The sequence below is a fragment of the Chitinophaga sp. genome (assembly GCF_036569185.1).
Lineage (GTDB): Bacteria > Bacteroidota > Bacteroidia > Chitinophagales > Chitinophagaceae > Chitinophaga.
Genome location: NZ_DATCRD010000111.1, coordinates 1 through 15,051 on the forward strand (window position 1 = coordinate 1; position 15,051 = coordinate 15,051).

Annotated in this window: 9 protein-coding genes; all 9 read left to right on the top strand. The window is 49.8% G+C overall.

All coding sequences use genetic code 11. The annotated features are described in order from the left end of the window. Positions 1-2,567: SusC/RagA family TonB-linked outer membrane protein (locus tag VIM72_RS08120; RefSeq protein WP_332002336.1), on the top strand; the 2,567-nt coding region annotated here is incomplete at its 5' end. Positions 2,568-2,597: 30 nt separating this feature from the next. Continuing rightward, a complete protein-coding gene (locus tag VIM72_RS08125) occupies positions 2,598-4,169 on the top strand; it encodes a RagB/SusD family nutrient uptake outer membrane protein (RefSeq protein WP_332002337.1) in 1,572 nt (523 codons plus the stop codon). Between the two features lie 36 nt (positions 4,170-4,205). Continuing rightward, positions 4,206-5,825 (top strand): carbohydrate-binding protein, encoded by a 1,620-nt coding sequence (locus VIM72_RS08130; protein WP_332002338.1) that lies wholly within the window; start codon positions 4,206-4,208, stop codon positions 5,823-5,825. A gap of 31 nt (positions 5,826-5,856) precedes the next feature. Continuing rightward, entirely contained in the window at positions 5,857-6,918 is a 1,062-nt protein-coding gene (locus VIM72_RS08135; protein WP_332002339.1) for a DUF5007 domain-containing protein, read from the top strand. A 47-nt stretch (positions 6,919-6,965) separates the two neighbouring features. Beyond that, a complete protein-coding gene (locus VIM72_RS08140; RefSeq protein WP_332002340.1) occupies positions 6,966-10,115 on the top strand; it encodes a SusC/RagA family TonB-linked outer membrane protein in 3,150 nt (1,049 codons plus the stop codon). Between the two features lie 29 nt (positions 10,116-10,144). Next, positions 10,145-11,653: a RagB/SusD family nutrient uptake outer membrane protein gene (locus VIM72_RS08145; RefSeq protein WP_332002341.1), complete on the top strand. Its 1,509-nt coding sequence runs from the start codon at positions 10,145-10,147 to the stop codon at positions 11,651-11,653. Positions 11,654-11,664: 11 nt separating this feature from the next. Next, positions 11,665-12,390, top strand: a complete 726-nt coding sequence (locus tag VIM72_RS08150) for a hypothetical protein (protein ID WP_332002342.1) — start codon at positions 11,665-11,667, stop codon at positions 12,388-12,390. Between the two features lie 21 nt (positions 12,391-12,411). Further along, positions 12,412-14,004: a DUF5008 domain-containing protein gene (locus VIM72_RS08155; RefSeq protein WP_332002343.1), complete on the top strand. Its 1,593-nt coding sequence runs from the start codon at positions 12,412-12,414 to the stop codon at positions 14,002-14,004. A 25-nt stretch (positions 14,005-14,029) separates the two neighbouring features. Then, a partial coding sequence (locus VIM72_RS08160) for an alkaline phosphatase family protein (RefSeq protein ID WP_332002344.1) occupies positions 14,030-15,051 on the top strand: 1,022 nt, incomplete at its 3' end.

Sequence of the window (15,051 nt, forward strand, 5' to 3'; positions counted from 1 at the left end):
TTGCTTTTGATATACAGCAATACGATTATAACCGCATAGGCCCCGCCACCAACCTGCTGTCGGCCATAGATCCCAATAACATCGCCTCCATTGAAGTGCTGAAAGACTATGCAGCGGCAGCCATCTATGGTCCCCGTGCAGCCAACGGCGGCGTGATTTCCATCCGTACCAAAGCGCCGGTGATAGGCGGGAGAAAGATTGCCTTCAATACCTGGTTTGGTATCGCACAGAAACCTCACGTCAATACTACCAATGCAAGGTTTGAAAATGAATTCAGGCAACCTTACTATAACCGGTACGCCAGCCTGGATAACATTCTTACCTACCCGGCCTACCTGCGCGATTCTACCAACGATGCATACTATGGCGCCTCCAACTGGACGGATCTCTACTATGCCAATAAATTTATCCGCGGCGTAAACGCCAGTATCTCCAGCGGATCGGAACGGGCCAATTTCCGCTTTGCCGCCGGCAATGAGCAGATGAATAACCCCGGTGACAATACCCGTATGGACCGCTACAACGCTATGTTTGAAATTAACATGGTGCCGGTGTCGTGGCTTACCATGTCGGCCATGATCAACGCCACCCGCCTGGAACGCCGCCGTAACCGCAACCTGCGCGACCGCTTCGCAGATGTTCAATACATCCCGGATCTTGGCTCCCCGCTACCACCCAATAAAGCGGCATACGGCGCTTATCTCAGCGAGTATGGTAAGTCCATCGATGAAAATAAAACCAACAGCATTAATGGCTTCTTTCGTTTGAAAGTGGCGTTCTCGAAAGACTGGAACTTTGTATCCGGCCTGGCGGCAGATTATAACGAAGGCCTGCGGGATGTGTTTTATCCCGGCACCCTCATGGAAACGATCAACTATGTATCCAATTACTTTGGCTATAACCAGCGCGTGGGCTTTAATAATACACTCAGCTTCCATCACAACTGGAATAATAAACATGATGTAACGGCGGAAGCAGGCCAGGTATTTGAAGCGGATTTCAACCGCTATAATTACAGCTATGCATACAACGGCCCTAACGATCTCATTAAGCTCAACCTGTTAAATTCTGATCCCGGCAACGCCAATTACCTGCTGCCTAAAGCATTTAAAAGCGCACTGGTATACATGGCGCTCGATAAACAGCGGCATCGTTTATTGTCGTTTTACGGCCGTGGTGTTTACCGCTATAAAGATGCGCTCGACTTTTCCGTGCTGGTGCGCTCCGATGGTTCTTCCAGCATGCCGTCGGACAACTGGTGGACGGTATCGCCTACCTTTTCCGCAGGATGGAACCTGAAAAGCACCCTGTTGCCAGACCAGCAAGGTATTAATGCCATGAGGCTGCACGCCAGCTGGGGCCGTATTGCACGCCTCCTTACAGACGACCGCTTTGGGGAAGGAACGCAATATCTCTCCGATCTTTCATTCAGCAACAACCCGCTGAAATTCTCCTATAACGCACTGGGCGCTTTGTCGAGGCCCTATTCCACCGGCTACGTAGGCAATAATATTAAATGGCCCTGGTCAGACCAACTGGATATAGGACTGGACATCAGCTTCCTGCAGCAACGCATTAATGTGTCATTGGATGTATATGATAAAACAGATAACAATATGTTGTTCAATATACCCGGCGGTAACGAATACGGCTATACGTCCATTTACCGGAACGGTTTGAAAGTACGTAACCGCGGAGCCGATCTAAGTATCCAGGCAAACGTATTGCCCAAAACGAGTAAGCTGCAGTGGATCCCATCTGCCAATATTAATTATAACCAGAACACGCTACTGGCATTACCAGGCGGTATTGATGAAATGCAGATCGGTACTGGTGCTGATGCGCGCAAGCTCAAAGTAGGCAGCGCCATCGACCAGTTCTGGGTACTGGAAAACCAGGGCATCTATAACCGCGAAAGGGATATACCGGTAAATCCTAAAACAGGACAGGCCCGCACTTACAAAGGCACGCCGCTTTCTGCCGGGGATCCCATCTGGACAGATCAGAACAACGATAACACTATTGATGATAAAGACAAAGTAATGAAAGGGCATTATCTGCCAAAGGTATCCGGTGGCTTCAGCAGCGATTTTACTTACCGTAATATCACTTTCAGCTTCACGCTGTACTATGCGCTCGGTAAAAAGATCCTGAACCAGGATGTGGCCAGTCACCTCGATTTTGTAAACCACGAAGGACAGATCTCTATGGATGCCGTGAAGGAAATTACCTTCTGGCAAAAGGTGGGCGACTATAACCGCTACCCCCTGTATAATCCATGGAGCAAAGCAGGTGCTTACCGTGCAGACCAGGACCTGTTCCTGGAAGATGGCTCCTTCCTGAAACTAAGGAATATTTCCCTGCAGTATGATTTTACCAAAACACGCTGGTGGAATAAACGGTCGGTGTTGCATGGCCTTACCGTATACGGCACGGCCAGCAACCTGTTCACCATATCGCCTTATACCGGCGGTGATCCGGAGCTCATTTACTTTAACGGCGTTGATAACGGGTATGGTCTTCCCATCCCGAAAACTTATACCCTCGGCGTAAAGATGGACCTGTAGCATTCAATGAACCGCATAAAATGATTTTTGATGATATCTTTCAATAATAAAAAATTCAACAAGACCCATACGGCAAAATGGTTGTTGCTGTTATGTCTTTGCGGAGGAACACTACAAAGCTGTAAGAAGCTCCTGGATGTGGATTCCTCGCACGCGGTGGCGGAGAAGAACATGTGGAACTCGCATGAAGATACCCGCAGCGCACTGATAGGCGTATACGGGTTAACCCGCGCCGCACTGGCAAACAATAATGCTTTCTGGATGTACGGGGAATTACGGAAAGGCGATTTTGCTGCTGTGCAACGCCAGGATATAGATGCCGTGATCAGCAATAACCTGCATGCGCCCCTGGATATGCTCAATGAGCTTTCCAACTGGCGCCGTTTTTTTGCCGTAGTAAATGCTGCCAATCTTTTCCTGGAACATGTGGGGGAAGTAAAAGCAAGAGATCCGCGTTACAGCGAGCAGAACATGGCGGTAGATATAGCGCAGATCCGCTTCCTCCGGGCATTTGCTTATTTTAATATGGTGAGGGTTTGGGGAGATGTACCACTGATCACCACTTCACATGATGGGGAATTTGCTGATCAGCCAAGAGCGCCCCAGCAAAAAATACTGGCGTTTATTGAACAGGAATTACAGGCTGCGGCAGATAACCTGCCTTATGCCTACAGCGCCAACGATCCGCAGCAGCAAGGGGATTACTACGCGGAAGGCGGCGATAAATGGAATGGGGTACTGGCCCGTAAGCTGAGTGCATATGCGCTCATGGCGCATGTGGCAGCCTGGCAGGCAAAGTACGCTCTCGTAGCCGCCTATACGAAATTTGTGCTCGACAATGCGCAGAAAAGCTCCCTCGTGTTTGTGAAAACAGACCAGCTTACCAATTCCAATGGTTTCTTTTCAGGAAGAGGCTCCAATAACTTTATCAATAATCACATGATTGCGTTCGACTTTGAGTTCACCAATGGCGAAGCATCCTATACCGGTCACCTGGAAGAGCTTACGCTGGCTGCGCCCGTGGTATCTAAAAGTCAGCCGGAGATCTATGTGCCGAAAGATACCATCCTTTCCCTCTTCGACCAGAACCGCGATGAACGTTTCAGCCTGGATAGTATCAGGGGTGAGCCCACCAGCACCCGGTACTTTACCAGCTTCGACAGTCATGTGCCCATCTTCTCCAAAATAAAAGTAATACTAGACGGAGGCACCTCCGATCCTGATTTCCGCATGTACGGCAGCGCTATCATCTTCACGCGCCTGGAAGACATTGCCCTGCTGAGAGCCGAAGCGCTGGCAGTACTGGGCGAGCAAACCGGCGCTATTGACCTGCTGAACCAGATCCGCGATCTCCGCGTAATGGAACGCTACAGCGCCGATAAGGAAGGGGACCTGGTAAACGCCATCTTCCGCGAACGCCGGAAAGAATTGATGGGAGAAGGACAACGCTGGTTTGACCAGGTGCGCTATCATAAATTGAAACGCAGCGACGCCGCATTCAACCGCCTTATTGATGAAGGCGGGATCTACTGGCCCGTAGCGGAAAATGTACTGACGCAAAACAAACAACTTACCCAGAACACTTACTGGATCAACAGGTAAAAAAGCTTTCTATTCCTAACAAACAAATTATTTCTCATGCGAAAGAACATATTTCGTGTTGGTGCAGTAACAGGACTGGTGATATTGTTCTTGTATGCCGGGTGTAAAAAAGACAGTGGCTATTACGACCATGAAAATACCATTCATGAGTTTGCAGGCAATACCTACGATTTTCTGAAAAGCCAGACCGGCGTATATGATTCCTTCCTGTTTGTAATAGATAAAACGGGTTTGACAGACAGCCTGAAGAATGGCCGCTATACAGTATTTGCGCCTACCAACGCCAGCTTTGCAGAAGCTGTTTCCAATATGAATAACCTCCGCAGAGCCCAGGGCCGCCCCTTATTGTACCTGGCTACAGTAGCGGAAAATGAACTGGACTCCATGGTATCCCGCTATATTATCCCGGGTGTGATCCCTTCCGATAGTATGAGCAACCAGGATGGTATTTACCTGAACGGCGTGCGGTACGGTTACCGGATGCACGGCCGGTATGTATCTACCCGTGCAGAAGGATATACCGCCGGCGGTCCGGGTGTGATTGAATTCGCCAACACAAAAGGCGTTATTTATACCCGCCAGTGGATCACCAGTAATACGGTGACCGTTGACATCAGGACCAGCAACGGCCTTGTAAACGTAATGGACCGTAATCATATTTTTGGTTTCGACGAATTCATTGGCCGCGTGAACCCTACACTGCCAGTGCCTTTCAATGGAGAACCATTGCCCATACCTGGCACCATCTCCTTCGACCAGTTCGATAAAGGCGGCGAATCCGTTGCCTACCACGATAACGATGTTTCCAACAACGGCGGCAGATACCGCCCGGGAGAAGGAGTGGACATACAGGACGCCGGCGGCGGGGATGTTGGCTACAACATCGGATGGACCAACTCCGGCGAATGGCTTGCCTTCACCGTGTTTGTAAATGAACCGGGACAGTACCGCCTGTTTGTACGGGCCGCTTCCGGGAAAGGCAGCGACGAAGTAGCAGGGACATTGCACCTGGAAATTGACGGCGACTATATGACCAACGGTATCAAGATCAAAGGTACCAGCGGCGATCAGAACTGGTACGATAACGAAGTGCTTACCCGTGATCTGCCGGCAGGCAGGCATCTCCTGAAAGTAAAATACGATCTCTCCAATTACAACCTGCGCTATATGCGCTTTGTACCGCTGGATAAACCCTACCCGGTGCCAGGCACCATCCCTGCGGAAGCATTTGATCCCGGCGGGGAAGGCGTTGGCTACCACGATGCGGATGCCGGCAACAACGGCGGCAAGTTCAGAACCAGCGAAGGCGTGGATATAGGCATGGCAAAAGAAGGCGGCGGATATGAAATTGGATGGACCAGCGATGGCGAATGGCTCAACTACACCATCGACGTGAAGAAAACCGGCGATTACTTCTTCACCGCCAGGGTGGCCAGTCCGAATGCGCCAAACGGCAATAACCGCTTCCATTTTGAAATAGACGGACAGGATGTAACAGGGCCTATGACAGCGCCCAATACCGGCGACTGGAGCAACTACACCAACGTCACTGCGCCGCTGCCGGTACACCTGGAGAAAGGAACACATACCATGAGGTTCTTCCTGGAGAATGGCAACTATAATATCAGATCTTATAAAATCAGTGAAGTTAACTAAGGTTAGCGGATCAAGTAAAAAGTTGAATGCTATGTCTAAAATATGCAGATACGCGCTCACCGGGGTTTTAGCAGCCCTTATTACAGGGCTGGCGGCATGCAGGAAATGGCTGCCGGAAGACCTGGACTATCTCAGCCCCAAAGCCGTGTACACCCAGAAATTGTTTACGCCTACGTTAGGTCGCACTACCTTGTTCTCAGGCGTGTATAACACCGACAACTCCACCACGCCCATCACGTTTAAAATTACCAACGTGCGCGATGCCCTCACCCTGCAGCCTACCAACGACCTGGAAAAAATGGTGCCGGTATGGGTATGGAAAAAGGGTTACACCGGTAATGAAAAATCGCTGGCGGAGATTGAAGGGAAACGGCAACAGGAAAATCACCCGGTATGGGAGATACGCGAACATTCGGGCGACTTTATCCTCTGGGCAGGGGCTGATAGCACTATGCTGCACCAGCTGCCGCATAAAGGCTACCTGTTTGACGTAGTAGCCACCAACACCGGTGGTACCAATACCTACAGGGATATGCAGCTGACGCCGGTAAGGGAACTGCCTTATAGTCCCGCTAATGATATAGACCCGCTCACCGGTTTGCCCGCCATAAAGTATTCATCGGATTCATCTTCCTACAGCCTGGTATATAATCATCCTTCTATCAGCAATGTAATGGGCGACAGCACCGAACTGGAAATGAAAAGCGACAGTGTTCGTGTATTCTTCCGGAAAACAGGCAACGGCAGTTCCATCTCTTTTAAATTCCTGGCAAAAGATTCCACGCTTATCAACCCATCGGTATTCAACGCTACCGGCCCGCTGGACAGCCTGTTGCACGGGTTTAATGTAAAGGCCACGCCGCAGTACATAAAGTTTGATGTAGCCTATCCCATCCCTGTGATCAAATACGCCACAAGGTGGACCACCGGCGATGGTTCGCAGGCGAAAGTGAGGTTCGCCTGGGACCGGAAAGCCTATGGGGGCGGTATTGTACGGGCTACGCTGGATCTTTCCTTTGCTATTTATCAGAAGGGCGACTGGGACGTGATCTTCTATTTCTATAGCGACAACCCAAGATTCAGAAATGAATAATGGTAAAACCCTAGTGAATCACATTTTGAAATAAATGAGCTGGTGATATGAAACCAAATATATTTAAAACAGGAACACTGCTGCTGCTTGTCCTGCTGGCCGGCGCCGGCACGCTGCTGGCACAACAACCCGCGCCGGCAAAGGTGACCGTTACGGGTACGGTGAGCGACAAAGTATCCACCGAAGCTATGATAGGCGTAGGCATCATGGAAGTGATCGGGAAAGAGAAGAAGGTGATCGGCGTAACAGACAACAGGGGCAACTTCAGCGTAAAGGTATCGCCGGAAGCAAGCCTGGCTTTCCGCTACGTGGGCTACCGGGAATTCATTGTGAAAGTGAAGGAAGGAAAGCCCCTCGACATCCGTCTCAGCATCAACGAAAATAAACTGAATGAAACCGTTATTGTAGGCTACCAGAATAAAACCAGGGAACTGGCCACCGGAAGCTCCGTGATTGTAAGCGGTAAAGACCTGCAGGATGTGCCTGTATCCAACGTAGAGCAATTGTTGCAGGGAAGGGTACCAGGGCTCAATATCCAGAACAATACCGGCGCACCCGGTGGAAGGGGCGTGGTAGCCATCCGTGGGCTTTCCAATATCACCGTTACCGGTAATGGCTCCAGCTCTTTCCTGTCGCCCACCTCGCCGCTGTACGTGATAGATGGCGTGCCTATTGATGCAGATGCCAACTTCTCCTATGGCTTTCAAACGCCGGGCCCCGGTGTAAGTCCTTTATCGCTTATTCCGCCGGAAGATATCCAGAGTATGGAAGTACTGAAAGATGCCCAGGCGACCGCGCTGTATGGCTCCCGCGCAGCTTATGGCGTAATTGTGGTGACCACCCGCCGCGGTAGCTCCAAAATTCCCGTAGTACGTTACACCGGTAACTTTTTTATGAATACGCCGCCGGAACTGCGTGCTACCGTAGGAGGAAACCTGGAGCGCCAGATCCGTGTAAAGGAAATCATGCAGTACGGTACCTATGCCGACCTGCTGAATATTTCCAACACCCCTTTCCTGGCAGACAGCTTAAATCCTTACTGGAACAGCTCTACCAACTGGCAGGGGATCTTCTATCAAACTACTTATAACCAAACGCATAACATCAACATCAGTGGTGGTGATCCTACCTTCAACTATAAAACGGATCTTTCTTACTACCACGAAAACGGGGTGATCAGGAACACGGGCTTCGACCGTTACTCCATCAACACCAACATGCTGTACCAGCCTACACCGCGACTTAAAATTTTCGGCCTGCTGAATACGCAGATCGGTAAAAGAAAGCTCGGTAGCGGTAACGGGTTATTACAAACCGGTGTGGCAGACAACGGGCAGAAATCATCCTTACTGCCGGCGCCTTCTTTCTATCAAAGTACGGCGGGATACCTGGGCGCACTGGAAGTACAGAACGATAACAAAACGCTGAACCTTACCGCCAGCCTGGATGCCAGTTACCAGATCATTGAAGGGCTGAGCCTGGGATCGGCCATCAGCTATAACTATGCTTCCAATACGCAGGACGAGTTTACACCTGCTGCGGCCAATAATGATTATTCAAGGATCAAGGCATACGACGACCGGAACTTCCAGTTATACAACCGTAACAGTATCACTTATTTCAAAAGCATCAACAAGAAACACAACTTTACACTGAATGTGTTCAACGAGATCTTCAACCGTGGCATGCAGGCGAAGATCATCCAGCAGCAGCGTATGCCCAACGATCAGTATGAAGGCCCGCTGGGATATGGTAACGACGCATCAAGAGGCGGAGGCCTGCTGGATAATTTCTCGCAGAACCACACGGCTTCTTTTGCAGGCCTGTTCTCCTATAACTACAAACAGAAGTATGTACTGGATGCCAGCTACCGCATTGATGGCAGCTCAGCTTCCGGCTTTGAAGATCCCTATTCCAGGAATCCTTCGCTGGGTTTGAGATGGAACTTTAACAAGGAGAAAATTTTTACCGATAGTAAATGGCTTACCTATGGATCGCTCCGTGGCAGCTGGGGACAAAACATTGTGCCCTCCGGTGATATCTTTTCCATTTACGGCACCTATCGCCCCAATGGCACGTACAATGGTAACCCCAGGATAGGCAGTGATTTTGACCAGATGCCCAATCCCTTCCTGAAGCCTACCACCACCACGCAGTATGATATTGGTATGGAAGCAGGCTTCTTCCAGAGCAAAATAGAACTGGTGTTCGATGTGTATTATAAAACCGTGGAAAACCTGCTCCGTTCAAAAAACCTGGCAGACATCACCGGCTTTAACCGTGTAAACACCAACGAAACATCACTGGCGGATTACGGTTATGAGCTGATGCTCACCTTCCGTCCGCTGAGAGCTTCCAGCCCCGTACAATGGAGCATTTCCGTAAATGGTGCGCTCAATAAAGACATTCTCACCCGCCTGCCTGCGGGCGCACGCCAGCTGATCCAGAACGATAACGGGCAGAATGTACTTTACCGGGTAGGACGCAATGCGCTCAGTAATTACCTGCTCACCACCCAGGGCGTATACAAAACGCTGGAGGATGTGCCCATTGATCCTGCCACCGGTTTAAGATACCGCACGGCGAACGGGCAATACTTCCAGGCCGGGGATCCTTACTGGCAGGACCGCGACGGGAACTATATCCTTGATATCAACGACTATACTATTGCGGGTAATTCCCAGCCCCTGCTAACAGGTGGTTTGCAGTCCTACCTAACGTATAAGAACTTTACTTTCAATATCAGCGCCTCTTATGTGGCCATCCGCGATATCCTCAATGATGCGCTGGCGCAGCGCATGCAATACCTGGGCCAGCCATTTGATCAGCGTTCTATCGTTGATTTTAACCAGATCGATTACTGGAAACAAAATGGCAGTAACGCTACCTACAGTAACCCCTTCGACTATACGAGGGCAGGCGCCGTTAACCCGTACAGGGTTGATCAGACACTGTTCCAGGAAGATGGTTCGTACTTTAAGATCAACACCATTACCGTTGGTTATCTCCTGAACAAGAACCTCACACACCGATATGGTATCAACACCGTAAGGGTATACATGACCTGTAATAACGTAAAAACCTTTTCCAATTACAGCGGTCCTAACCCGGAAAATGTATCCGCGCTGGGCAGGGACCAGTCGAATGGTTATCCCATTCCGCGTAGCTGGAACGCAGGTTTGAACGTAGAGTTTTAAGATAAATGTTTATTAAAAAGTTATTGATCATGAACCGCAAGATTATCTGTTTACTCGCATTGTTGCTTGCACTGGGTCAGCAAGGCTGTAAAAAGTTCCTGAATGTAAAGCCGCTGGACCGGCTTTCAGGGAACGCTTTTTTGCAGAACAGGGAAGATATTGAAAATAATCTCTGGGATACTTACGGGTTGCTGCGCGATAAATTAGGCTCCTGTCCCTTCCTGCCAAATGCCGGCGATATCCGTTCCGGGATGATGGCTGAATCGCCTGAAGAAGCAGGCCGTAACTATGTGCACTTCGTTTCACAAAACGACCTTGCTACTTTTATTGCGCTGCGTGGCAACGATGGCCTTTATCACTGGGTGGAGCTTACCCGCTGGCAGGGATTTTATAAAGTGATACAGGCAGCCAATAACCTGTATTACGAAGTAGGAAGAAGGGAATTCGCCGACGTGTCGGCCGCACAAAGAAAACAATACCAGGCAGAAGCCGTTTTTCTCCGCTGCATCAGCTACTGGCTTATGGTAAGGGTTTGGGGAGATGTGCCTTATTATGCAGATCCATATCACAGCGATCCTTTGCCCAGGGAGAAGATGGTAACAGTAGTGAAAAACTGCCTGGATGATCTGGCGAAAGTAAAAGACGACCTGCCCTGGCAATACAGCGATCCTGCCTATGTTGGCGTGCGCGCCACCAAAGGCGCGTTGCTCACATTGATGATGGAACTGGATGTATGGAATGCCGGCTTCGATAAAGCCAATGCAAAAAGCTATTTCCAGCAGGCGGCAGATATGGGGACAGAGCTGGTAAACAGCGGCCAGTATGAGTTGTTGCTGCTGAGCGATTACCGCAAACTGTTCCAGGGCCGTACCAAAGAAAGCCTGTTTGAAATTGCGCAGAACGCCAACTATAACGAGATCATCATGTACAATACCTTCTCCGACCTGGTATTGCACTACCCGTATAAAAGACCGGTAGCCACGCACCAGCACAGCTACTCCTATTTCCGGGCCGATTTTCTCCGGATGCTGTTCCCTTCTGGTCAGCCAGATGCACGCGTACAGTATTGGTTTGACGAAAATATGTTTGCAGATAACGGCGATTTCCAATATCTCAAGTTTGTAAACGTATATGCCATCAACGACCAGGAAGATTATAACCCCGACGGTAACGTGATCCTTTTCCGTTATGCCGACGGCGTGCTGCTGCTCGCGGAAGCCCTGGCAGAACTGGGTCGCGATGCAGACGCCATCACGCAGCTGAACCTGGTGCGCAGAAGGGCGCTCTCCAACCCGTATACCGGCCCCGGGGGAGATGCGCTGAAGGACGAGATCTTCGCAGAGAGGGCGCGTGAACTGATGGGAGAGGGCCACTATTACTTCGACCTGGTAAGGACCGGCCGCATCTTCAATTCCAAATGGTGCTATTACCCGCTTACAAAATTACAGTTTGATATGGGCGCGTGGACATGGCCCCTGGATCCTGCTATCCAGAACCAGAATCCATTGGTGCAACTAAATACTTACTGGACTAATTAAATCTCCCGGTTATGAACTCACTGAAAAAATATAGTCTGAATGGAGTAGTACTGCTGCTGATCGTACTCACAGCATTGTCTTCCTGCAAAAAAGATAATTACTATCTCGACTCCGGGTTGGCCAATCCTTACTTCGATGGCAACGTGGTGGACTACCTCAACGCAAAGCCGTTCTACTTCGATTCAGTAGCGGCTATTGTAAAGCTGGCGGGCATGGAAGAGATATTCACTTCCGATACCGTTACTTTTTTTGCGCCCACTGATTACAGCATCCAGAACCTCATTAAATCTACCAACAGTGCCTTATACAGCGGGGGCTTTGATACCATCCGCACGTTGCAGGATGTACCCGCTGAAATATGGCGTAAGTATTTGTCGGTATACCTTTTTCATGGCGCCAACCAGCTGAAAGATTATCCGCAGATCGACTATAGCCTGCTGATCAATTTTCCCGGGCAGATGTATTACTCCTGGGACAACCAGCCGATGAATATAGGTGTGATCTACAACTCAGACAACGGTGTAAAGTATGTGGGATACCGGCAGCTCAGCATCTCCTACATTCCTGATGCAGCGGCGCCAACGGCCAACTGGACCACTTCGCTGGTGGCCTCCTGTAATATACTCACGAAGAACGGGGTAGTACATGTGCTGAGCGCCAATCACGCCACCTTTGGATTTGCCCCCGGCAAATTTGCCCAGGATGTACAAGCCGTATTCGCAAATTCCGGTAAGTAAAATTTATATCAAATGAGATGCATGCAAAAATATTATAACGCACTTCTTTTATCCGGCCTTTGCATGATGCTGCTGGGAAGCTGCAAAAACAACAAGGAGAAAGTGTATGATGATCCCTACGCCGGTGGTAAGCCTGCCCTGGGCATCAGGATGAGCACGGATTTTCCGGCGCCAAGGCTCGGAGATCCCGGCAGCACTGTTACCTTTAAAGCAACGGGACTGATGCCATATAAATCAGACCTGAAGTTTTTTATCAACAGTGAACTGGCAGAAGTAGTGGCGGTAGACAGCTCAAGCATCAAAGTAAAGGTGCCGGAAAATGCCAGCACAGGTATTGGCTATGTGACCATTGGCGATCGTATTGTGTTTGGACCGGTGTTCCGTGTAAATGGTAAGCTCACCCTGGATAACACTTTCAAAGCGTTGGTAGGCTCCAATGGGTATATCAGCAAAGTATTGCCCCTGGCCGATGGCAGGATGATCCTGGTAGGAAGTTTTTCCAACTATGAAAACAAAGGATCGGTAAAACCATTGAACCGTATTGTTCTTATTTCCAAAGATGGGGAACTGGACCGCTCCCTCCAGGTAGGAGATGGGGTGGGAGGCTACCTGAACACCATTGCCACGCTACCCAACGGCAAAATGGTGATCGCCGGTGGTTTCTCTACGTATGATATCCACCTCGGCGAAGTAAATAATATCACCGTGCTGAACAGCAATGGATCCATTGATAGTATGGTGGTAAGAACCTTCCTGGACCGGGATACGGTGCCTGCGTTCAATGGCGGTGTAGATGGTAATATCCAGCGCGCGTTTGTGCATGGCAATACGATCACAGCCACCGGTAATTTTAACTTCTACCTGCAACGGGTATACGGAAAATCAGATTACCGGGCCAAACGCGATTCACTGATAGTGGATTCCGTGAGAATAAAGAACCTGGTGCGCTTCTTTGCAGACGGATCGCTGGACTCTTCCTTCAACTACAACTTCCTGCTGCATCGCAGCAACGACGGTCCCAACGGCCCGGTGAACGATGCCTTTATGCAGGAAGACGGGAAGCTGATCATTGCCGGGCGCTTCACCCGGTATAACAATGAATCTGTTAACTACATTGTCCGCCTGAATACAGATGGTAGCATCGACCGTACTTTCAAAGTAGGTACAGGCGCAGATAACTATATTTCATCCATCACTTATAATGATGCCACCCGCCGGTTTATGCTGTCGGGTAACTTTACCCGCTTCGACGGAAAAACACAGAACGGACTGGTATTGCTGAATGAAGATGGCTCCGTGGATCCTTCCTTCAAAGGCGCTGCAAAAAATGCCGACGACAACTACGCCTATGCCAGGCAACTCTCCAACGGTATGGTACTGGTAAGCGGCTATTTTAAAAACTATGGCGGCGTTCACCGCGGGCACTTTATGCTGCTGGATCATACCGGGGCGCTGGCCAGGGGTTACAACACCACCGGCGACCTGGATGGTGTCGTGAACGGCGTACTGGAAACCAGGAATTTCGCCGGTCAGCTGCAATTGCTTATCACCGGCGGGTTTGGCAAATTTGATGAACAACCCGCCGGCAACATCACCAGGCTTTTACTTAAATGATCGTTACCTTCTAATTCACTGACACATGCAGAAAAATAAAACAATACGGCTCAATGGAATGATGGGATTATTACTGGGTGGGCTTGTGAGCTGGGCCGCCTGCAACAAGGAGCCCGACCGGGTGCTGGAGCCGGGCGACTATACTGATACAACCAGCGCCATCGTAAAAAATCCCAAAGTACTGTTCGTGATCATGGATGGCGCCCGTGGCCAGTCGGTGCGCGATGCCAATGCTCCCAACATCAGCGCGCTTACCGATCATGCCATTTTCAGCTGGAACTCCGTTACAGACACAGACATCGGCGACCTCACCACCTGGGCCGATCTGCTCACCGGCGTGCATAAAGCCAAGCACAGTATTGAAGGCAATACTATGGATAATAACAACCTGAACAACTTCCCTGTTTTCTTTAAACGCATTAAAGAAAGAGCGCCGGGTATCCATATCGCCGCCTATAGCTCTTCTGATGCATTGGGTAATAACCTAACTACCGGTGCAGATATAAATAAAGTGTTTGCAGATAACGATGAAGCTGCCACCACAGCCGCTGTAGCGGGCCTGGCGGAAGACAGCGCCGGCCTGGTAATGGTGCAGTACAATAATGTGGATGCCAGTGGTAAACAATATGGCTACGACCTCAGCGTACCACAGTACCGCAATGCCATTTTGCAAACAGACGACTATATAGGGAAGCTGCTCAATGCAGTAAAAGCGCGTAAAAACTATGCAGGCGAGAACTGGATGATAGTAATAGTGAGCAATCACGGTGGCGCCTATACGATACCACCTACCGAAGATGACCATACTATTCTCAGTGATCCGAAAACAAACGGGTTTATTATTTACTCCACACCCGTGTATCTTCCTTCTTTTGTAGATAAGCCGTATACAGGTAACCGTTATATAGGCAAAGGCGTGCACCTGTACGGAACAGATGCCAATGCAGTGTATGCCACTATTGATGATGTAAACCGTAATTATGATCTGAAAGATACCCGCGGTATGGCCCTGGAAATGAAGATCAAGGTATTGCCCGGCGCCAACGG

Bases quoted from the DNA above. Each gene is read 5' to 3' on its own strand.
- VIM72_RS08145 (WP_332002341.1), top strand. From the start codon at position 10,145: ATGAACCGCAAGATTATCTGTTTACTCGCATTGTTGCTTGCACTGGGT.
- VIM72_RS08150 (WP_332002342.1), top strand. From the start codon at position 11,665: ATGAACTCACTGAAAAAATATAGTCTGAATGGAGTAGTACTGCTGCTG.
- VIM72_RS08135 (WP_332002339.1), top strand. From the start codon at position 5,857: ATGTCTAAAATATGCAGATACGCGCTCACCGGGGTTTTAGCAGCCCTT.
- VIM72_RS08155 (WP_332002343.1), top strand. From the start codon at position 12,412: ATGCAAAAATATTATAACGCACTTCTTTTATCCGGCCTTTGCATGATG.
- VIM72_RS08130 (WP_332002338.1), top strand. From the start codon at position 4,206: ATGCGAAAGAACATATTTCGTGTTGGTGCAGTAACAGGACTGGTGATA.
- VIM72_RS08125 (WP_332002337.1), top strand. From the start codon at position 2,598: ATGATATCTTTCAATAATAAAAAATTCAACAAGACCCATACGGCAAAA.
- VIM72_RS08140 (WP_332002340.1), top strand. From the start codon at position 6,966: ATGAAACCAAATATATTTAAAACAGGAACACTGCTGCTGCTTGTCCTG.